The organism is Coleofasciculus sp. C1-SOL-03, assembly GCF_040220555.1.
Taxonomy (GTDB): domain Bacteria; phylum Cyanobacteriota; class Cyanobacteriia; order Cyanobacteriales; family Coleofasciculaceae; genus Coleofasciculus.
Genome location: NZ_JAVJUO010000027.1, coordinates 77,596 through 97,760, shown reverse-complemented (window position 1 = coordinate 97,760; position 20,165 = coordinate 77,596). Strand labels below are relative to the sequence as shown.

The window sequence follows — 20,165 nt, the reverse complement described above, 5'->3', positions numbered from 1 at the left end:
ATTTTCATCAATGAACAAAATTATTCGAGCGACCAAAAAAATCAAACATAAACTTCAAACTTCATTAAATAGAACAGGAAACACGGTCTTTCCTTTGAACCCCGAATTACCTCTGCCTGAAGGAGTGAGTGAGGCGGAACTCCGGGATTATTTAAAGTCGGTTTTAGTCACTGATGCTCCTCCTCAAGAAATGGCGAATTACTGCGACCAAGATTTTCGACGATTTGTCTATACCTACGGATTAGTCAGGGATGTATCGGGTAAGTGCTTAGAATTAGGCGCTAATCCTTATTTCACAACTCTGCTGCTCAAAACATTTACTCAACTCGAATTAGTCTTAGCCAATTATTTTGGTTCTCATCATGCAGATCGCATTGTCCAAGAAGTACGCTACACAGATTTTCACACAGGCAAACATTGTTCCATAAAACTTGAATCATTCCATTTTAATATAGAAACTGAAAAATTCCCATTTAAAGATGGCGAATTTGATGTCGTTCTCTTTTGTGAAATTATCGAACACTTACTCATAGATCCGGTCGCCGTTATCCAGGAAATAAAACGAATATTAAAGCCAAATGGTGTACTAATATTGACAACCCCCAATGTCAGTCGATTAGAAAACGTTAGTAAAATGATTGCTGGCGCTAATATTTACGACCCCTATTCGGGTTATGGTTATTATGGCAGACACAATCGAGAATATAATAAGCACGAGTTGCATTTATTACTGAATCACCTAGGTTTTACAATAGACGCAATGTTTACGGCGGATGTCCATGAAAATCATGCCAATCATTACTGTTCAGTCGCTCAATTAAAACCTTTTTTAAAGCATCGAGAACTCGATTTAGGACAATATATTTTTCTGCGAGCAATAAATCAGCGAAAAGCCAGGACTAAAAAGCCTGCTTTTTTATACCGAAGTTATCCTGAAGACCAGCTAGAATATGCCTAAAGTTGCCTTTGTGGTTCAACGCTGCGGATTGGAGGTTAATGGGGGGGCGGAATCGCACTGTCTTCAGATTGCTCAACGGATGTCTCGGTACTGGGATTTAGAAATTCTGACCACTTGTGCTTTGGACTATATGACGTGGCAGAATTACTATTCACCAGGAGTGTCAGACGTATTGGGTGTCAAAGTGCGGCGGTTTCCGGTAGCAAAACCCAGAGATATCGCCAGTTTTAATCGGTTATCTGATAAAATTTATGCTCGGCTCAAAACAGTCTCGCTCAAGGAACAGGAAGCTTGGATGCAAGCGCAAGGACCTTGGTCTCCTGACCTGATAAATTATGTCAAAGCCCGTCAAGATGAGTATGATGCGTTTATCTTTTTTACGTATTTATATGCGACGACTTATTTTATCTTACCCTTAGTGGCTCAAAAAGCCTATTTAGTCCCTTTAGCTCATAATGAGTGGACGCTATATCTGAGTATGTGGGATAGGTTATTTGAGAAACCGCGTGGGTTTATCTTTAATACGCCGGAAGAACGGGATTTGCTCAAAGCCCGCTTTCCCCATGCTAACTGTGAAGGACCAATTGTGGGGGTGGCGGTAGAACCCCCGGATGCTTATAGTGCAGCAGCATTTCGGCACAACTATAAGATTGAGGAGCCATTTTTGTTGTATATTGGCAGAATCGATCCGTCTAAGGGATGCGAGGAGTTGTTTCGCTATTTCATCGAGTCGCGATCGCACCAAACAAGACCCAGACAGTTAGTCTTGCTGGGAAAGCCCACTATGCCGATTCCCCAGCATCCCGATATCATTGCTTTGGGGTTTGTGGATGAGCCAACCAAGTGGAATGCGATCGCGGCTTGTGATACTTTAGTTATGCCATCGCCTTATGAAAGTCTTTCTATGGTTTTGTTAGAAGCTTGGGCGGTAGGTAAGCCTGTTCTCGTTAATGGGCGATGTGATGTTTTAGTCGGACAGTGTCGGCGGGCGCAAGGGGGACTTTGGTATAGGAATCAGGATGAGTTTCAGGTAGTTCTAGATTTAATGGATGAGCCAGTCAGGAATCAGTTAGGTGTGCAGGGAAAAACGTTTGTGCAAGAACATTATACGGGGTCAAAAATAGAACAAGACTATTTGCGAATAATTGGGTAATTGTCAAAAAATGCTCAACCCTATATTCAATACTACTATAGTTTATATCGGATTGCTTTTAGTCATTACTCTGAGCTTGCCTTATTCAGGTCAAGGAGAGGTGGTGCAAGTAACTTGGTCGGATCAAAGCGTTTTTTTAAAGGCACTTCAAGAGGTTTTAGCAAGTCAGCCGTCTGGGCTGATAGCAAATGGTGTAGTCGGTCCAGGTTATACAACTCTAGGAGTTCTGGTGACTCAGTTTCTGGGTGTTCGTCCTCAAGCGGCTTTGGTATTACTGAATCGATTCTCCTTTGTCTCAACAGTTCTCGTGTTTTTTCTGCTATCTAAAATTAGCACCCGTCAAGGATTAAAGTCAATAAAATTAGAGCATGGCGTTTCTTCGCCAAGGCAATATATCCTTCAAAACCATTCTAATGTAATCGCCTTAATTTATACAGTTATATTATTGTTTTCATCCCATTTCGTTTCATTCTCTGACATTCCTTGGTCTCATTTCCCCGCTACCCTACTGGCACTGTTAGGCATTCTGTCTATTCTATATCTTGATGATACTTTTAAAAAGGGTAACTCTAAACTAATTTGGCTCTGGTTGAGTATTTTCGGTTTATTGCTGGGACTTCTTACCCAAGTCCGTTCCTTTGAAGGAATTGCCCTATCAATCAGTGTGATAATTTGGGGATTTTTCGTGAGCGTTAACGCGATTAAAAGGAGTGGTGTTAAAACCTACTTAAAATCTATTGTCGGATATTTAATTGTCGTTGCTCTATCTTTTGCGGTGACGTTTTACGGTAGTCTTGTCATTACTCACCAAACTAGCGTTCCTCTGCTTTATGCTAGTTTAAAAGAACAAAATCCTTTCGCTAGGGAAATATTTACCACTTATCCAGATAATTTTTTGGTTAAATTTGTTCAAGTCTTTATCGATCCCAACTTTTTTAGCCTCGATCAAAGCTATAAAATTAAACCGCTAATTTTTGGATTTGAATTTGATGCTTGGCGGATGCCATTTTTGTTACAAATTCCTAGCTTAATGTATAGTATTCCGGCAATCTTTTTACTCGTGATAGTTCTAGTCGTCAAAAGGAAACATCAAGCCTGGGTAGAGCCGAGTATTTTAATTCCTCTACTGGTTGGTTCGATTTTAACATTAGCTTATATTTGTAGCCCAACATTTGGTAGTCCCCATTTAAAATATGGCGTTGTCCGGAACATGATGTTAGTATCCTGGTGTTTTGCACTTGTAGCAAGTCCTGGAAACTTCTATCGTTACCTTGTATCAATGGGTAATCAATTCGTATTTTTAATACCAATAATTTTGCCTATTGTTGTCGGCATCATCTATGGTCAAATTCTGGTCAAATCGGGATTTATAGAATTTAGTCCTATGCATATCAAAGAAATAGAATTAGAACAAAACTGTCAACAATTAATCTGTTCAATAAACGTAAAAACTTATAACCCCAAAGGAAAGCCAATACAGCCCCCCTACCAACGTTATATTGTTACAGGAAGTTGTCCGTCAACGGGAAAAATAATGGCAACGACCTTATCAAGACAAGGGCAGCCGTTTACATTACTCCCCTGTCCAGAACGTTATCAGGTCAATGTCTATCCGATTAATATGGGATTTGCCGGAACCCCAGAAGTCCCTATTTCGTGGCAATTTACCCCGCCGATTTCTCAGAAATAGAGAGTTTATCGACAAAGATGTTAGCAAAATTGACTAAACAAAAACAAATTCCAAGTTATGAAAAGTGAAGTTCTTTGTCCGGTTTGCGATTCCAATCAACACAAGGTTAAGTATGAACCCTGGATAGACATTCAAGATCCCCAGAAGCTTTACGGTGCCGCCTCAGGTGTTCCGGGTACTCAACGGCTGGTTGAATGTGAAAACTGTGGCATGATTTATGAGACTCCCCGTTTTCCCGATGAAGTTATTTTACAAGGGTATTTGCGATCTGAGGAATCGGGACATGACAGTCAGTATCCGATGCGTGTCGAAAGCTTTTATCGAACCTTATTATCCTTGGGTTCTCGGATTCCAGCAAAAGGCGCAACGGTACTGGATATTGGTACGGCTGGGGGAGCGTTCTTGGACGCGGCGCAAAAATTTGGTTACCAGGCTGTGGGATTAGAACCATCCCAGTTTCTAGTCGAACAAGGGAGAAAACGCGGACTGAAAATAGAACAGGGAACCCTGGACAATCACCCTTTTCAATCGGCATCATTTGACTTAATATGCCTTTGGGATGTAATCGAACATCTGACCCATCCCAAAGCCGCACTTGAGCAAATCCAAACCTTACTCAAGCCAGGAGGAATTCTGCTGATTAATTATCCCGATATCGGCACTTGGCAGGCAAAATTAGCGGGTCGTCGATTTTGGTGGATCATTTCCGTGCATCTGCATCACTTTACCCGTCAGACTCTCAGCACGATTTGCCAACGGACGGGTTTTCAGGTGTTCCATTTTCAACCGTACTGGCAAACGTTACAATTTGGCTATTTGGAAGATATGGCAATTCTTTATAAAATTCCGTTGAGTCGGGTGTTGAAACAACTCACCCCCCGGTTGATTCAACAGATTCCGATCCCTTATTATGCCAGTCAAACCACAGCTCTGGCGCGAGTTAAACTATAAAACAAGTAACGATGTTAGTCGCTTATACCTACAAGCTATCGCCCTCTCGCCAACAGGTGTTGGTGATGGACAAGCACTTGGAGATGCTGCGACTCCAGTACAACTTCAGAATCAGGGAACGTACCGAGGCTTACGAGCAGGCATCTGCTCCAGTTCTGGGAAATTACTGTGATCTAAGAACCAAGGCAGAATGCTGTCCACTCACTTGCAGTGTCAGCAAGAATGCCTTATATGGCGACCCTTGGACTTCTAAGGGTAAGAAAAGGAGTGCGTTAGCTCAACAGGATGCCGACCTACCCAACCTGAAGCGGGAACGCCCTTGGTACAAGTCAATCCAGCACCACGTTCTCCAGCAGATGCTCAGGAGAGTTGAGAACGCCTTCCAACGCTTCTTTAAGGGAGAAGGAGGATATCCCAAACTCAAGCGTAGAAGCAAATATCGCTCATTCAGCTATCCACCGGGAGATGTGCGGTTTCAGGGGAATAAGGTGAGATTACCAGGAATCGGCTGGTGCCGATTCTTTCAGTCTCGTTCGTTCCCAGATGGGTTTACAACTCGGACGGTTACGGTTAGGAAGAAGGCGGACGGCTGGTACATCTGTGTCCAACTAAGTGATCAAACAGTTCCCGAAACCCCGACTCCCGATACCGTGCATACAGCAATCGGTGTGGACTTGGGGATTAAGAAGCTCGCATCAGTTAGCACTGGAGACTTAATTGCCAATCCCCAGTTTGGGAAGAAGGCGCAGCGCCGCCGTCAACTCCTATCTCGCAGGGCATCCCGGAAAAAGAAAGGTTCTGTCCGTCGTCGCCAAGCTTACTCGGCTCTAGCACGTTTGGAGCAAAAAGTAGAACGGCAGCGAACGGACTACCAATGGAAGGCGGCTCACCAGTTAGTAGGTTCTGCCGATTGCGTCATCTTTGAGGATTTAAACATTAAAAACATGATGGCACGGTGCAAACCTAAAATAGACCCGGAAACCGGGAAGTACCTGAAAAACTCTCAGGCACAAAAACGGGGATTGAACCGAGCTATAGCGGATGCAGCTTGGGGTGAATTGAAACAGAAGGTTAAACTTGTGACGGCAAAGTCAGGCGTTCGGGTTCATGAAATCAACCCCAAGCATACATCCCAAGAGTGTAGTTGCTGTGGCTACACCAGTCCAGCCAACAGAGATAAGGAAAAATTCCTGTGCGAATCATGCGGTTGGATGGCTGATGCGGACGTAGATGCAGCCGCTGTAATTAGACAACGAGGATTGTCTGAACTTGGAATCAATATTCCACTACCCGTAGTCCACGGGGAAGTTACGCTCAAGGAGCCTGTTGCAAGACAGGGTACATCAGTTGGGTTGCTAACTGAGCCTGAGAACCCTCGAATGGAATGGGAACAACTCAGTCTATTTGAGTGGAGGGAGGAGTGAGTAATTACTCTTCAGAATCCTCCGCATTCCATGGGCGGGGAGTCTTCAAAGTTTATATTCTCGGTGGCGGACCGGCTGGGCTAGCCCTAGCGCACGGTTTAACCCAAGATAGCAACGCCTCTTTTGTGCTGCTGGAACGAGGGTCGAGTTTGGGTGGACTTGCCCAAACCATTCATTGGTCAGGAAACGGCTTTCATGATTTAGGTCCCCATAAAATTTTTACCCTCAATCAAGCTTTGATGGCGCGAGTTGAACATCTTTTGTCTCCTGAAGATTGGTTGACTCGCCCCAAGAAAAGTAGTATTTATATTGGCGGTTACTTTCTACCTTATCCCCCCTCACCGTTTTCTCTGATTCAGGTGTATGGGTTAGCCTCATTTTCGGCAATGGTTTTTGACTATGGACTGGCTCAGATTAGTTCTGTGCTTACCTCGAAACGTCCCCTAACCTTTGAAGCTGATTTGCAGGGGCGGGTAGGGACAAAACTCTATGAGGCTTTGTTCAAGCCAATTGCGCTAAAACTCTGGGATGATCCCGCCCAACTTGATGTCAAACTGTCTCAAGGACGAGTGCAAACCCCATCCCTGACAGAATTGGTGAAGCGATCGCTAAAAATGAACCAATCGAGTAATTTTGAAGCCTTAGAATTTCGCTATCCTAAAGGCGGACTACAGAAACTGTGGCAAGCGATCGCGACTCAAACCAGCCACCAAGGTGAGTATCGGCTGAATCAGGAGGTGTGTCACCTTACTGTGGACAATAATACCATCCGAACGATCCATTATCGCGATCGCATCACCGGATCAGTCCAACAGATTCCGGTGAACCCGGATGACTGGGTGGTGTCCACACTCCCCCTACTCAAACTCACCGAACTCATGGGGGAGGCGCTTAAACCAACTACCACGACTCGGATGCAGCAGATTATTCAGCTCAACGACCTGATCCTGGTATTTTTAAAGATAGACCAACCGAGCTTGTTGGATGAGTCTTGGGTCTTTGTTCCTGACCCCAATATCGTGTTTCATCGACTCAGCGAACAGGAATCTTTTGATCCCCAGATGACGCCTGGGGGTAGTATTATTTGTTGTGAGGTAATGGGTTCAAAAACCAGAGCCATGAGTCAACGTTGTGACAGCGACTTAATTGCCCTAGTTAAGCAGGGGTTAAAGGATATGGGGTATAAAGGATTTTCCGTACTGGATCAACGAGTCATCCGCCTCCCTTCCTCCTATCCTGTCTATAAATCAGGGTTTGAGCCTGTCTTAGACACGATCCTTAGTCAACTGGATCGCTTCGCTAATTTTCGCACCATCGGTCGTCAAGGTTCTTTTAACTATATTGGCACGTTAGATGCGATGGATATTGGCTACGGTACGGCTGAATGGCTGATTCGGCAAATGACCGGACAGCAAGAGTATAGCTGGAAACAGGAACGGGACAGAACCAGTCATTATCCAGTCCTTGATTAGTATGAAAATCACGTTAATCTCTCCACGACTGGCGGTACAAAAAGGGGATTTCCTGGGTTCTGGAGTCCCCTATATGCCCCTGGAATTGGCTGTTGTGGCTGCATTTTTGAGGGAACAAGGAGATCATATCGGTGTGATTGACTTGTTTGGTAGTTCGCCCACCACCCTGGAATCAAGGCGCGATCATTACCTGCAAGGTGAGGCTTTTACCAAGTTTCTTGATACTCCTGAAATTGAGCAAGCCGATCTAGTAATAATTTACGCGATCTCAGTTATGTCTCATCAGGAAATTCTGGCGATTATTCAGGACTTGCGTCAATCTCACCCCCAGATGGCGATCGCGGTATTGGAAAATTCCCAAGCGGTTACCGCTTATGCGGTGTCTCAAGTGGCTGAGGACTTCTTTAATGCGGGTGTGGATGCACTTCTATGTGGTGAAATCTACTGGAATTGGCATGAAATTAGCGCCTACTTACAGGATCGCCAAACGGTTCCGGTTCCAGAAAACGTGCTGGTGTCAAATCCACCCCCAAGTCATACCTTGCGGCGGAACGTGGAAAAGCATCCCACCTATCCGATTCCCGCCTGGGATTTATTCCATTTAAATAATTATTGGTCGATTCCCTATTCTCATGGACCGAAAACCAGACGCTTCCTCCCGATACTCACCTCACGGGGTTGTCCCTACCCCTGTGACTTCTGCGTGGTTCCCGAAACCAATAACCAGCAATGGCGCGATCGCAAGGCTGAGGACGTGGTGACAGAAATGATCCTGTTGCGCGATCGCTTTAATGTCCGTCATTTTCAGGTTGAGGATCTCAACCCCACCGTGAGACATTCCCGATGGACTAAAATATGCCAACTCCTGATTGAACGCCAAGCTGGGATATTTTTCTACTTTGTCAGTGGCACCAAAGCGGAAACCGTAAAATTAGAACAGATTCCCCTTTATGCTCAAGCGGGATGTCGTTACCTTTCCATTAGTCCTGAATCCGGTAGTCCGGCTGTCCTTAAAGCCATTGGCAAACCCTTTAACCATGCTCATGGTTTAGCCTTAATTGCAGCCTGTCATCGCCAGGGAATTTACACTCAAGCCTGTCTGTTAGTGGGTCATCCCGCCGAGACAGTCGCCGATTATGAATTATCTTGTGATTATTTACGCGCCATGGTTCAGGCTGGACTCGATGAGGTGGCTATCTTTATTGTCGCCCCTTTAGCTGGGAGTCAATTACATCGTCAAAATAAAATTGAACTGGATGATTCAGAAACCTTAACCAGCTTTAGTCCCCAGGGAAGACGAGGATGGGAGGAGTTAAAACACCGTCGCCGCCAGCTGATTCAACTCTTTTTTTGGCAGAAGCTGAAAAGGGGACCGGGACTCTGGTTACAAGGAATTCGAGCGGTGTTAGGAATACCTCGCACCAAGATGGAGAACTTACCCCGCCGAGTTTTGTTTATCTACTGGCTTCTGCTCAAACAGTATTGGCGTCAGACGTTGTCCTCTAGTTCGTTATGAGCGTCGATTGGTGTAACCATGAGCCATCCTAGCACCATTTTAATTATTCCCTGTTATAACGAAGAAAATAATGTGGGTAAGCTCCTCCGTGAAATCCAAGACTTAAATCTTGGCTACGATACCTTAGTTATTGATGATGGGTCTCACGATAATACTTATGCCGTGGCGAGTCAGTTGTCTCCCTGTGTGAAACTATTAACTAATTTAGGCATTGGTGGTGCTGTACAAACCGGGATAAAATATGCGCTACAACACAATTATGAACTCTGTGTTCAGGTTGATGGCGATGGTCAACATCCTCCTAGCCAAGTTTACCGTTTAATGGAAAGCTACCTGACTTCACCCGCTAACTTAATTATTGGTTCGCGTTTTTTAAGGAAAAAAGGATTTAAATCAACCTGGAAACGTCGGATAGGAATTAGGATTATTAGCCGAGTCATTCAATGGCTGTTTCAGCATAAAATTACCGATCCGACCAGTGGATTAAGGATGATGGACAGAAAAGCCATTCAATTGTTCAGCACGGAATACCCGAATGATTTCCCCGAACCAATTTCATTAGCTGTAGCTATTGAACGGGGGCTTCGGGTGCGGGAAGTTTCTGTGAAAATGCGTTCAAGAGAGCAGGGATGCAGTTCTATTACTGGCATCAAATCGTTTCTCTATATGATTAGAGTGATTGGATATTTGATTTTAGTGAGAATGGGACGAGATCTATAAATATTTTATCCCCTATTCTAGTAAAGTTTAGATTCATAAAACTACTTTAAACAAAGATGAATTACACTCCAACACCTCAAACGATAATATTTGTATCAATCTTTATTATAGGCTATTTGTTCATATTAATAAAAAAAACAATTAAAAATACTATAGATTTATATGATTTATTACTGCTTTCCTCCTTAGCGATATTTCCTGGTCTATTTGTTTTTGCTCCTAGGTTTGTAGAAAATTTAGCTCATCTAATAGGTGTTGAGTTTCCTTTTGTAATTCTATTCGGAAGTTTATTCGTTTGTGTATTTATTTATCTTTACCGTTTAATAATTAAAGTCAACAAACAAGACAAACTGAATTTGCTCCTTATTCAAGAAATAAGTTTACTGAAACAAAGGATTGAAGGTAATCAGGCTATTTCAACTCATAAAACTGAAGAATGAGGTAAATTATTTAGTAACCCTTATCAAAGATAGTTTATAGGTTTAAAGAACTTTTGATAGTATAGCACTACGCACTAGGGTGAAAAATTAAAATCAGTTGATTATTATTCATGGAGCAAATTGTAATTGATGTTACTCCTCTATCTATTAAACCCAGTGGTATCAGTTTTTACATAGCCAATCTAATTCGTTGTCTCTCTACTCTCCAATACCAAGAAAACTTTGAACTTGCATTAGTTTACCAACCTAGACTCAGAAATTGGCTGTGCTGCCGCCTAGAGTTTCCTAACTCGCTTTCCCGCTATTCCAACTGCTATTTTTTGCCTTTACCCGTTAGAATCACTAACATTATTCTGGATTACTTTCCTCAAATTTTCTCAAGTCATCTCGCACATTACCTAGACTCACCCACGCTCATCCATGGAACTAACTATACGGTTTTTCCTTATCCAAATAGTCTAAAAGTCATGACAATTTATGACCTGACATTTATTAAATATCCCCATTATATTGATTCTGTTGTTAAAACCTACTCAAGGCGGGTAAAAAAATGTCTGAAGTGGGCAGATTTAGTAATTACAATTTCCGAAAGTTCTAAAAATGATATTATTAAATATCTCAACGTAAATCCTGACCGCATCCACGTCACCTCCCTAGCTAGCCGCTACTCTTGTGATCACCTACTGATTCCTCCCAACTCATCCGTTAACTATGACTTTTTCCACCCCTATATTCTCTTTGTCAGCACCATCGAACCGCGAAAAAATGTTACCACCCTAATTTCTGCTTTTAACTACCTTAAACAAAAACATAAAATCGAGCATCATCTAATTCTCATCGGTCAAAAAGGCTGGTATTATAAACCTATATTCGCCGCCATTGACAACTCTCCCTGGACTCATCATATCCATCATTTGAATTACCTTTCAGATGAAGATGTTGCCTTTTTCTACTCTAAAGCTGACGTCTTTGCCTATCCCTCCCACTACGAAGGATTTGGTCTTCCGGTTCTCGAAGCCATGACTCTGGGTACACCTGTAGTTACCTCCAATACCTCCTCTCTCCCCGAAGTCGCTGGCGATGCAGCCCTTCTCATTAACCCCAACGACCCCATACAGTTAGCCGAAGCTATCTTAAAAATCATCAGTGACACCCAATTATGCCAGGACTTAATTCAAAAGGGTAAAGAAAGAGCTAAATTATTCTCTTGGGAAAAAACGGCTAAAGAAACCCTAAACGCCTATAAATCTCTACTCAGTTCATGAATAATTCTTCAATCGCTTATTCAACCTTGTCTTCTCCCCTATTAATCAACCTCTCCATCCTCTTTTCCCAACCCACTGGCATCGCCACGTATGCTGCCAACGTATTCCCCTACTTAAAACCCCTGAATCCCACCCTACTCATTTCACCCCTCGCGTCGAACCACTTCCCTCTCGCCTCTGACTTTCACAGCTACCCTATTCCCGCCAATCTTAGCCCCGCCCATGGAACAAAAGGTCACTTCCGTCGCCTGTTATGGACTCAACTCCAACTTCCCCGCCTCTACCAAAGCTTAAACTCCTCTCTCCTCTTTTCTCCCATCCCCGAAGCGCCCCTGAATAGCAATTGTCGCTATGTGGTCATGGTTCATGATCTGATCCCCCTACGCTTTCCCAAACGTAACTCTCCCCTCACCCCCTACTTCCGTTACTATATCCCCCAAGTCCTCACCCAAGCCCAACATATTGTTTGTAACTCCACCGCCACCGCCAGAGACATTACCGACTTTTACCCTATCCCCGCCACCAAAATCACGCCCATCCCCCTAGCTTACAACGCCAACCACTTTCGCCCCCTCTGCGCCCCTCTGCGCCACCCTCTGCGCCCCTCTGCGTTTCTCAAAAAGCCCGATGAAGCAACTCCAGCTAACGATAACCCCTACTTCCTCTACATTGGACGTCATGATCCCTATAAAAACCTACACCGAGTGATCAACGCCTTTGCCACACTTCCTAACGGCGGCGACTATGAACTGTGGATCGCCGGGTCAAGTGACAAACGATACACCCCTAAACTTCAATCCCAAGCCAACCACCTCGGTTTAAGCCATCAGGTTAAATTTCTCAACTATGTTCCCTACAACCAACTGCCCATACTTCTTAATAACGCGATCGCACTCATCTTCCCCAGTCTCTGGGAAGGCTTTGGACTCCCGGTTCTAGAAGCCATGGCGTGTGGGACTCCCGTCATCACCTCCAACCTCTCCGCCCTCCCGGAAGTCGCGGGTGATGCAGCTATCCTAGTGAACCCTTACAACACCTCAGAACTCTCCGCCGCAATCCACACTATCGCCACCGACAGCCAACTGCGATCGCGCCTTAGCACCCTCGGACTCCAACGCGCCCGTCAATTTAGCTGGGCAAAAACTGGACAGCAAACGGTTGACGTCCTGCGAAACTATCTATAACTTTCTACAGAAATTCATGGTTCATCGCCCTTAAACAATGAACCATGAACAAAAAATCCCACGCTTAAAAGACGTGGGATCAACAGCAACCAGAATTACTCTTCCGTCGCTGACACAAATTCTTCATCAACCTCATACTCTTCAGATTCAGGACTAACGCCTTCCTGTTGTGCCAGCATCTTCTCCCGATACTTCTGAGCCATTTCTTCTGCCTTATCGTAGACTCGATCGCGATTGTTGATCATATCTCCCGGTTCAGGTTCCAACTGTTTCGTGGACAGCGAAATCCGACCGCGTTCTGCATCTAAGTCAATGATCATCACTTTCAATTCATCATTGACATTAAACACACTATGAGGCGTGTCAATATGATCATGAGAAATTTCTGAAATGTGGAGCAATCCGCTCACACCACCAATATCAATGAACGCACCGTAAGGCTTAATTCCCCGTACCGAACCAACGACCACCTCACCGACTTCTAAGCGGTTCATCTTGCGCTCAACCAAAGCGCGACGGTGAGAGAGAACCAGACGGTTTCGGTCTTCATCGACCTCTAAGAATTTTAGGGGCAGTTCTTCGCCGACTAAATCTTCCTTGGGTTTGCGAGTACTGATGTGAGAACCGGGAATAAAGCCCCGTAGCCCTTCAATGCGAACCAGCGCCCCACCCCGGTTTGTGGCAAAAACCAAAGAACGAACGGTCGCGTCTTCCGCTTGCAGTTGGCGCACCCGTTCCCACGCCCGCATATACTCAATCCGGCGAATGGAAAGGGTGAGCTGTCCATCTTCATTCTCGTCAGTCAAAATGAAAAATTCTCGCGTTTCATTTGACTGCAATACTTCTTCTGGAGCGTCAACCCGATTAATTGACATCTCCTGTATGGGAATATATGCTGCGGTTTTAGCACCAATGTCAATCAGAGCGCCTCTTGGCTCCAGACTGAATACTGTACCTGCGACAATATCACCAGGGCTAAAGTGATAATCATACTTGTCGAGGAGGGCGGCAAAATCGTCGTGAGTGAAGCCAATATCTATTGTATTTGTGTTCTGACTGAGCATGTGCGTTGTGTTTCCTTGTTTAATCTCCGTAATGACTATGCCTCCTGTCGATGTACTCGCACGTCGGTATTGTGCCACCTACACCTACATTGCTTTGTCTCAACCTTATTTTAAAAGATTTAATAAAGTCCAGACAGGTAATTATAACTCAATCTGGATCGCCCTGTTGAGATCGAGAAGTATACAAAACTTCATAAAAATCGGCTATACTGAATCATGGTAATGATCAAACCGTTACCTGATCAGGGTTTAGCCCCTCTTCCTCTTATCGTAAAACCTGTTGTTCCTCTGACGCAGGAGTGACTAAGTTAGCTGATGTCTCTGACTCATCCGACTCACTTGGAAGAGCGGGTGGTACAGGCGATATCTCAGGGTTATCTAGTTCAGTATTATTTCTGAGATGCTCTAGGGTTTCGATAAAATCGCGAATGCCCTGAAACTTCCGATAAACTGAGGCAAACCGGACATACGCCACTTCACTCTCGTGTCGCAGGTAGCGCAGGACTAACTCACCTACTTCATCACTGGTAACATCTCGCCCGTAGTGCTGCTGAACTTCAGCTTCAATCTCATCAACTATCGCTTCTAGGCGTCGTTGGGAAACCTCTGTTTTCTCACAAGCCCGCACCATTCCCCGTAACAACTTAGAACGGTCAAAGGATTCTCGCTTGCCATCCCGCTTCAGGACAGTAATCGGCACAAATTCAATCCGTTCATAGGTCGTGAAGCGATGTTTACACAGCAAACACTCCCGACGACGCCGAACACTTTGTCCTGCTTCTGTGGAACGAGACTCCAAGACGCGGCTGTCGGTGTGCTGACAATAGGGGCATCGCATAATCGCAAGTCTTTTCCGACGGGTTAAATACAGAAGGTTGAGCCGATACATTGCTCCATCTGACGATGGTAGCTTGGAAAAAACAAGTTGTCAATATTATCTAAACTGGCAAATAGTCCCACGCCTCCCGACGACGTGGGGCTTTGATCCATATTAAGCTAATGTCCTCCTGCTCGAATCCCTGTCGGCAAACGTAACCAGATAGACTCCTGTAGGCTCAGGGTATCCTAGAGAGCTGATCCAATTCACGATTATCATCAGGGATAAGATGGCGCTCTCCAGAAGGGAAGACAGAGCCAGAGGGAGACCTACTTTTCAATCCGAGGCGGTTCCCGGAATGCGATCGCAAAAAACAGAACGCCTAGAGCGCCAATCAAAACAAAGATATAAATGAGGCTTTCCATGTTACAACTTACCCAATTATCTGCTGTACTACCAGTTTACCCACAATAGCCAAACAGGCAAAAGAAAAATCAATTGTTCTTTTGCCCTCTACCAAATTAATGTAGAAACGCGCCATGGCGCGTCTCTACTGCAAGGTTTAGACCGCTTCTTTTTTCCGAGTGGTCGTATCACCCACTTTCTGGAACAGACCGAATTCGACTTGTTCGTCTAGGTCAGGATCAACCCCAGCAAATACATCTCGGAACAGAGTCCGGGAACCATGCCAGATATGACCAAAGAAGAACAACAGCGCAAATACGGCATGACCGAATGTAAACCAACCCCGTGGACTGGTACGGAATACCCCGTCGGAGTTTAAGGTTTCGCGATCAAATTCAAACGGTTCACCCAGTTGCGCTTTCCGGGCATACTGCTTCACCACAGCGGGATCTTCAATGGTTTGACCATCCAAAAGACCACCATAGAATGTCGCTGTCACACCAGTTTGCTCAAAGCTATATTTCGATTCAGCCCGTCGGAAGGGGATGTCCGCCCGCACAACACCATTGGCATCGGTTAAGACAACCGGGAAGGTTTCAAAGAAGTTCGGCATACGACGCACGGTCAATTCCCGACCTTCGCCATCAGTAAATACTGGATGACCTAACCATGCTTGAGCGATACCATCACCCTTGTCCATCGGACCAGTACGGAACAAACCGCCCTTCGCGGGAGAGTTGCCAATATAGTCGTAGAACGCCAGCTTCTCCGGAATCTGATTCCACGCCTCTGAAGGGCTAGCACCATCTGCCACTGCCATTTCCACACGGCGATCAATCTCTTCCTGGAAATAGCCTTGATCCCATTGATAACGGGTGGGTCCAAACAGTTCAATCGGCGTCGCCGCAGAACCATACCACATCGTACCCGCCACCACGAAGGCGGCAAAGAATACAGCCGCGATACTGCTAGAGAGTACCGTTTCGATATTCCCCATCCGCAGCGCTTTAAACAGTCGCTCTGGGGGTCGAACGGTCAAGTGGAATAACCCAGCAATAATTCCGACAATCCCTGCGGCAATATGATGAGCCACAATACCACCCGGGTTAAAGGGGTTAAATCCTTCTGGACCCCAGGCTGGGGCGACAGGTTGAACGCTACCCGTTAGACCATAGGGATCAGATACCCACATTCCCGGACCAAACAGCCCAGTCTGGTGAAACGCCCCAAAGCCAAAGCAGAGAAGACCAGACAAGAACAGGTGAATGCCAAACATTTTTGGCAAATCCAGCGCGGGTTCGCCGGTGCGGGGATCTCTAAATAGTTCTAAATCCCAGTAAACCCAGTGCCAACAGGCGGCTAAGAACAACAGACCTGCCAGAACAATGTGAGCAGCGGCGACGCCTTCAAAGGACCAAAAGCCGACATCGGTCGCCGTTTCCCCAGTAATACTCCAACCTTGCCAGGAGTCTGTTACCCCTAAACGCGCCATGAATGGCATCACAAACATTCCCTGACGCCACATGGGATTAAGGACTGGATCACTGGGATCAAATGTAGCTAGTTCGTACAGAGTCATCGAACCAGCCCAACCTGCCACGAGGGCAGTGTGCATCAAATGCACAGCAATCAGACGCCCTGGATCATTCAGGACGACTGTATGTACTCGATACCACGGTAGTCCCATCGACTACGCTCCTCCTAGAGATAGAGTTTCTACTTTGACGCTTCTTTTGAATCAAGATATTAGAAATTGAGCTTACCCGCCTACAAGCGTGAACCGATGACCGTTTCAGGTTATCCTCTATGGTCTACACGGCTAGGCGGGTCAGTCTAACTTTAAAGAAGTGTAACTTTTGTTAGAAACGATTGCAAGCAGAGGGGACGTTTTGACCAGTGCCTGCCCCAACGTAGAGACGTAGCATGCTACGTCTCTACCCAATTGCCAATCACCCATCCCCCGTTTCTGAGGAGAGATTCAAAACACTCGGCGCGGTGGTTAATCGCTCAATCACTTGCTCCGCACTCATTAAACGTTTGAGGACGACTTGACCAATGGTTTTTGCCGATTGGGGTGAGGCATCTAATGTCGGTCTAACTTCTACCATCAATACTGCATCCTCAACCCGATATAGCCATAACTTTTCCCCCTGCTCCAGAATGCAAAGGTTTAAGCGGATGATTTCGGGTTCGCGTCGCCAAGCATTGATATTCCACAGTCCTCCAAACTCCCAAACTCGTCCTACAGTCCAGCCATCGGATAGAAAAAAGTACTTTACAGACATTTGTATGACGTTACATTGTAGAATTTATGTTCTAGTGCATCAGGGTAAACGTTATTTTTTGGTTTTAGTCTGTATTGATAATAAAGGAGATGGGGTAGATCGGGGAAATGGGTTCAAGCCGGAAAGATGAGGGAAGATAGCCACAGATGGGGTAGATAAGGGCGGGGTCGGCACAAAGGTTACCCTCAATAAGTAGGTGGACATAATTAACGTCAACGGTGAAGAACTCGCTTTCATCGAGAAGCAAGCTACGTTTATGTAAGGGTTTAAGGTTGGGCAATGAGTCTGGGTAAATGGATTGGCATACTTGTCTTTATAATTTCACTATTTATTTTGTGGCAAATTCGGCAAATTATTATGCTTATTTTTGCTGCAATTGTACTATCCAATGCCTTAAACATTCTGGTAGATCGATTCCAGCGTTCTGGAATGCAGAGATTTTTTGCGGTTCTCCTGTCGCTTTTTATGCTGCTCTGTGTTCTGGTGGGATTTTACTTCTTAATTGTGCCTCCTTTTGCTGAACAATTTTTACAACTGATTGAGTTAGTTTCCCAAGGAATAGAACAATTAGCCGAATGGATAGAAGCTTTAGAAGCAGATATTTCTTCGGAGTTAATTGATCAGTATATCCCAGATATAAACCAATTGTTGCAACAGCTTCCGCCCTTGATTAATCGGGTATTAGGAGGGGGGTTCACGTTTTTTAATAATGCTTTGGGTGTCCTCCTAAATAGTTTGCTTGTCCTGGTTTTAACCCTGATGCTCCTTGCCGATCCTCACCCTTATCGGAAAAGCTTTATTCGCCTTTTTCCATCCTTCTATCGGCGTCGAGTTGATGAAATTTTGCAACAGTGTAATGAATCGTTACGAGGATGGCTAGCGGGTATTCTATTTAATATGGCAGTCATTTCGTTATTAAGTTTTTTCGGCTTACTGCTGTTGGGAATTCCCCTGGCACTGGCACAAGCCACGTTAGCGGGGATTTTGACATTCATTCCCAATCTTGGACCAGTCGTGAGTGTGATCCCACCCATTGCGATCGCGCTGCTGGATTCGCCATGGAAAGCTATTGCCGTATTAATTTTGTATATTATGATTCAGCAGGTTGAAAGTAATTTACTCACGCCCTTAGTCATGGCACAACAGGTATCCCTGCTACCGGCTATAACGTTGCTCGCCCAGTTGTTTTTCGTTACCTTCTTTGGATTTTTAGGATTATTATTAGCCCTTCCCCTAACGGTAGTAGCTCAAGTTTGGCTCAAGGAGGTTCTCATCCACGATATTCTTGACCAATGGCGTCATCCGAGTCACCAGGAGGCTCAACCTGTGGCAACAACGTTTGCTGTTTCTCCCACGGCTGATACAGTAAGGGATGGGGAAGATGAGGGAGCAGGGGAAGCAGGGGACGCAATGTAGAGACGTAGCATGCTACGTCTGGGAGCAGGGGAAGAGAATTACCAATGAACCATGAACAATCAACCATGAACAATCAACCATGAACCATGAACAATCAACAAATGACAACTTTTTATCGTGCGAACCTTAGCTGACATCAATGACAAAATTCACCATCGACGTGCCATCGTCTGGACAGTCGAGGAATTAAAAGCGCGAGTCGCCGATATCGGTGTCACCCAGGCGGCTAAAAACGTCGATGTGATTACCACAGGTACATTTGAGCCAATGGAGTCCTCGGGGGCGATTATTAATTTAGGTCACACAGACCCGCCGATTAAGATTCGTAAATGCTGGTTAGATGGTGTACCAGCTTATGCTGGCTTTGGTGCAGTGGATTTGTATTTAGGCGCGACTCAAGTGGTAGATTCTACCGATATGGGAGATCTGGCAGAGATTGAGGAATCTAGAGAACGAGGGGGGTCTCATGTAATTGAAGACTTGATTGCGGGTAAATCCGTGCAGTTGCGAGCGATAGGACAGATGACCGACTGTTATCCTAGAGCCTCTTTTGATACGACAATTACTCGCGAAACGATTAACCAATTCTATCTTTACAATCCCCGTAATCTCTATCAAAATTTTATCGTCGGCGTCAATGGGGGCGATCGCCTCTTGTACACGTATCTCGGTCCACTCCAGCCCAGACTCAACAATGCCGTCTACTCCAATCCGGGAGCCATTTCCCCACTCCTGAATGATCCCGAACTGAAAGTGATTGGGATTGGCACACAAATTTTCTTGGGTGGGGGGATTGGTTATATTGCTTGGGAAGGGACTCAACATTTCCCTCTCCAGAAACGCCTTCCCAATCGCACTCCTATTGGTCCAGCCGCTACATTGGCGTTAATTGGAGATGCCAAGCAGATGAATCCCAAGTGGGTACGGGGGTGCTACTTTAAAAATTATGGTCCGTCTCTGATGTTGGGCGTGGGTGTACCGTTACCTGTGTTGAGTGAAGCAGTGGTTGAGCAGTGTGCCATGTCGGATCAAGATATTGTCGCCCCAGTGGTTGATTTCTCCATCCCCCGCCGCGTTCGTCCCACGTTTGGATTAGTCAGCTACGCCCAACTGAAGCAGGGGCGCATTACCATTGACGGCAAAGCGGTGCGGACAGCGCCCTTGGCAAGTATATTTCTTTCCCGACAAGTTGCTGTGGAATTAAAGCAATGGATTGAACGGGGGGAATTTACCCTCACCGAACCTGTGGCGTCCATTCCCATGGATCGTTCCTTTCTGCCTCAAGATCGCTGGGGTTCTCAAATAAACTAATCCCACGACTGAGGGTCGCGGGATTAGCGTCATCTGTCATCTGTCATTTGTCCTTTGTTCATCATAGCACTTTACTGTTAATTGCTCACAGCCG

Annotated in this window: 19 protein-coding genes; 13 read left to right on the top strand and 6 right to left on the bottom strand. The window is 45.3% G+C overall.

What is annotated here, in order from left to right; translation table 11 throughout:
• The first annotated feature begins 10 nt into the window (after positions 1 to 10).
• From RIE73_RS04595 to RIE73_RS04545, 11 genes are all read left to right on the top strand, one after another.
• Complete coding sequence (locus RIE73_RS04595; RefSeq protein WP_446400071.1) at positions 11 to 958, top strand: methyltransferase domain-containing protein; 948 nt, start codon at positions 11 to 13, stop codon at positions 956 to 958.
• Complete coding sequence (locus tag RIE73_RS04590; protein WP_446400070.1) at positions 951 to 2,111, top strand: glycosyltransferase family 4 protein; 1,161 nt, start codon at positions 951 to 953, stop codon at positions 2,109 to 2,111. The genes RIE73_RS04595 and RIE73_RS04590 overlap by 8 nt, the downstream gene beginning before the upstream one ends.
• 10 nt (positions 2,112 to 2,121) lie before the next feature.
• Positions 2,122 to 3,801, top strand: coding sequence for a hypothetical protein (locus tag RIE73_RS04585; RefSeq protein WP_446400069.1), 1,680 nt, complete (start codon positions 2,122 to 2,124; stop codon positions 3,799 to 3,801).
• A 57-nt stretch (positions 3,802 to 3,858) separates the two neighbouring features.
• Entirely contained in the window at positions 3,859 to 4,752 is an 894-nt protein-coding gene (locus tag RIE73_RS04580) for a class I SAM-dependent methyltransferase (RefSeq protein WP_446400068.1), read from the top strand.
• An 11-nt stretch (positions 4,753 to 4,763) separates the two neighbouring features.
• Positions 4,764 to 6,176, top strand: a complete 1,413-nt coding sequence (locus RIE73_RS04575) for an RNA-guided endonuclease InsQ/TnpB family protein (protein ID WP_446400067.1) — start codon at positions 4,764 to 4,766, stop codon at positions 6,174 to 6,176.
• Complete coding sequence (locus tag RIE73_RS04570; RefSeq protein WP_446400066.1) at positions 6,173 to 7,648, top strand: FAD-dependent oxidoreductase; 1,476 nt, start codon at positions 6,173 to 6,175, stop codon at positions 7,646 to 7,648. The genes RIE73_RS04575 and RIE73_RS04570 overlap by 4 nt, the downstream gene beginning before the upstream one ends.
• 1 nt (position 7,649) lies before the next feature.
• On the top strand, positions 7,650 to 9,164 hold the full coding sequence (locus RIE73_RS04565) for a B12-binding domain-containing radical SAM protein (protein ID WP_446400065.1): 1,515 nt from the start codon (positions 7,650 to 7,652) through the stop codon (positions 9,162 to 9,164).
• An 18-nt stretch (positions 9,165 to 9,182) separates the two neighbouring features.
• Complete coding sequence (locus tag RIE73_RS04560; protein ID WP_446400064.1) at positions 9,183 to 9,884, top strand: glycosyltransferase family 2 protein; 702 nt, start codon at positions 9,183 to 9,185, stop codon at positions 9,882 to 9,884.
• 56 nt (positions 9,885 to 9,940) lie between these two features.
• Positions 9,941 to 10,324: a DUF2304 domain-containing protein gene (locus RIE73_RS04555; protein WP_446400063.1), complete on the top strand. Its 384-nt coding sequence runs from the start codon at positions 9,941 to 9,943 to the stop codon at positions 10,322 to 10,324.
• A 110-nt stretch (positions 10,325 to 10,434) separates the two neighbouring features.
• Complete coding sequence (locus RIE73_RS04550) at positions 10,435 to 11,589, top strand: glycosyltransferase family 4 protein (protein ID WP_446400062.1); 1,155 nt, start codon at positions 10,435 to 10,437, stop codon at positions 11,587 to 11,589.
• Positions 11,586 to 12,773 (top strand): glycosyltransferase family 4 protein, encoded by a 1,188-nt coding sequence (locus RIE73_RS04545; RefSeq protein WP_446400061.1) that lies wholly within the window; start codon positions 11,586 to 11,588, stop codon positions 12,771 to 12,773. The genes RIE73_RS04550 and RIE73_RS04545 overlap by 4 nt, the downstream gene beginning before the upstream one ends.
• Positions 12,774 to 12,868: 95 nt before the next feature.
• Here RIE73_RS04545 and RIE73_RS04540 read toward each other — a convergent pair whose 3' ends face one another.
• The 6 genes from RIE73_RS04540 to RIE73_RS04515 form a co-directional block, all read right to left on the bottom strand.
• A complete protein-coding gene (locus tag RIE73_RS04540; protein ID WP_446400060.1) occupies positions 12,869 to 13,837 on the bottom strand; it encodes a 30S ribosomal protein S1 in 969 nt (322 codons plus the stop codon).
• A 265-nt stretch (positions 13,838 to 14,102) separates the two neighbouring features.
• Positions 14,103 to 14,675, bottom strand: coding sequence for a transcriptional regulator NrdR (gene nrdR / locus RIE73_RS04535; RefSeq protein ID WP_446400059.1), 573 nt, complete (start codon positions 14,673 to 14,675; stop codon positions 14,103 to 14,105).
• 23 nt (positions 14,676 to 14,698) lie between these two features.
• Positions 14,699 to 14,827, bottom strand: coding sequence for a hypothetical protein (locus RIE73_RS04530; RefSeq protein WP_446400058.1), 129 nt, complete (start codon positions 14,825 to 14,827; stop codon positions 14,699 to 14,701).
• Positions 14,828 to 14,983: 156 nt separating this feature from the next.
• On the bottom strand, positions 14,984 to 15,079 hold the full coding sequence (locus RIE73_RS04525; protein ID WP_063712032.1) for a photosystem II reaction center protein T: 96 nt from the start codon (positions 15,077 to 15,079) through the stop codon (positions 14,984 to 14,986).
• Between the two features lie 137 nt (positions 15,080 to 15,216).
• Positions 15,217 to 16,746: a photosystem II chlorophyll-binding protein CP47 gene (gene psbB / locus RIE73_RS04520; protein ID WP_446400057.1), complete on the bottom strand. Its 1,530-nt coding sequence runs from the start codon at positions 16,744 to 16,746 to the stop codon at positions 15,217 to 15,219.
• 262 nt (positions 16,747 to 17,008) lie between these two features.
• Positions 17,009 to 17,344 (bottom strand): hypothetical protein, encoded by a 336-nt coding sequence (locus RIE73_RS04515; protein WP_446400056.1) that lies wholly within the window; start codon positions 17,342 to 17,344, stop codon positions 17,009 to 17,011.
• A gap of 279 nt (positions 17,345 to 17,623) precedes the next feature.
• Between RIE73_RS04515 and RIE73_RS04510 the strand changes: the two genes are divergently transcribed.
• Together RIE73_RS04510 and RIE73_RS04505 are read left to right on the top strand one after the other, a co-directional pair.
• Positions 17,624 to 18,760, top strand: coding sequence for an AI-2E family transporter (locus tag RIE73_RS04510; protein WP_446400055.1), 1,137 nt, complete (start codon positions 17,624 to 17,626; stop codon positions 18,758 to 18,760).
• A 117-nt stretch (positions 18,761 to 18,877) separates the two neighbouring features.
• A complete protein-coding gene (locus RIE73_RS04505) occupies positions 18,878 to 20,071 on the top strand; it encodes a homocysteine biosynthesis protein (RefSeq protein ID WP_446400054.1) in 1,194 nt (397 codons plus the stop codon).
• Positions 20,072 to 20,165: the final 94 nt, after the last annotated feature.

Bases quoted from the DNA above. Each gene is read 5' to 3' on its own strand.
- RIE73_RS04595 (WP_446400071.1), top strand. From the start codon at position 11: ATGAACAAAATTATTCGAGCGACCAAAAAAATCAAACATAAACTTCAA.
- RIE73_RS04590 (WP_446400070.1), top strand. From the start codon at position 951: ATGCCTAAAGTTGCCTTTGTGGTTCAACGCTGCGGATTGGAGGTTAAT.
- RIE73_RS04585 (WP_446400069.1), top strand. From the start codon at position 2,122: ATGCTCAACCCTATATTCAATACTACTATAGTTTATATCGGATTGCTT.
- RIE73_RS04580 (WP_446400068.1), top strand. From the start codon at position 3,859: ATGAAAAGTGAAGTTCTTTGTCCGGTTTGCGATTCCAATCAACACAAG.
- RIE73_RS04575 (WP_446400067.1), top strand. From the start codon at position 4,764: ATGTTAGTCGCTTATACCTACAAGCTATCGCCCTCTCGCCAACAGGTG.
- RIE73_RS04565 (WP_446400065.1), top strand. From the start codon at position 7,650: ATGAAAATCACGTTAATCTCTCCACGACTGGCGGTACAAAAAGGGGAT.
- RIE73_RS04560 (WP_446400064.1), top strand. From the start codon at position 9,183: ATGAGCCATCCTAGCACCATTTTAATTATTCCCTGTTATAACGAAGAA.
- RIE73_RS04555 (WP_446400063.1), top strand. From the start codon at position 9,941: ATGAATTACACTCCAACACCTCAAACGATAATATTTGTATCAATCTTT.
- RIE73_RS04550 (WP_446400062.1), top strand. From the start codon at position 10,435: ATGGAGCAAATTGTAATTGATGTTACTCCTCTATCTATTAAACCCAGT.
- RIE73_RS04545 (WP_446400061.1), top strand. From the start codon at position 11,586: ATGAATAATTCTTCAATCGCTTATTCAACCTTGTCTTCTCCCCTATTA.
- RIE73_RS04540 (WP_446400060.1), bottom strand. From the start codon at position 13,837: ATGCTCAGTCAGAACACAAATACAATAGATATTGGCTTCACTCACGAC.
- nrdR (WP_446400059.1), bottom strand. From the start codon at position 14,675: ATGCGATGCCCCTATTGTCAGCACACCGACAGCCGCGTCTTGGAGTCT.
- RIE73_RS04530 (WP_446400058.1), bottom strand. From the start codon at position 14,827: ATGGATCAAAGCCCCACGTCGTCGGGAGGCGTGGGACTATTTGCCAGT.
- RIE73_RS04525 (WP_063712032.1), bottom strand. From the start codon at position 15,079: ATGGAAAGCCTCATTTATATCTTTGTTTTGATTGGCGCTCTAGGCGTT.
- psbB (WP_446400057.1), bottom strand. From the start codon at position 16,746: ATGGGACTACCGTGGTATCGAGTACATACAGTCGTCCTGAATGATCCA.
- RIE73_RS04515 (WP_446400056.1), bottom strand. From the start codon at position 17,344: ATGTCTGTAAAGTACTTTTTTCTATCCGATGGCTGGACTGTAGGACGA.
- RIE73_RS04510 (WP_446400055.1), top strand. From the start codon at position 17,624: ATGAGTCTGGGTAAATGGATTGGCATACTTGTCTTTATAATTTCACTA.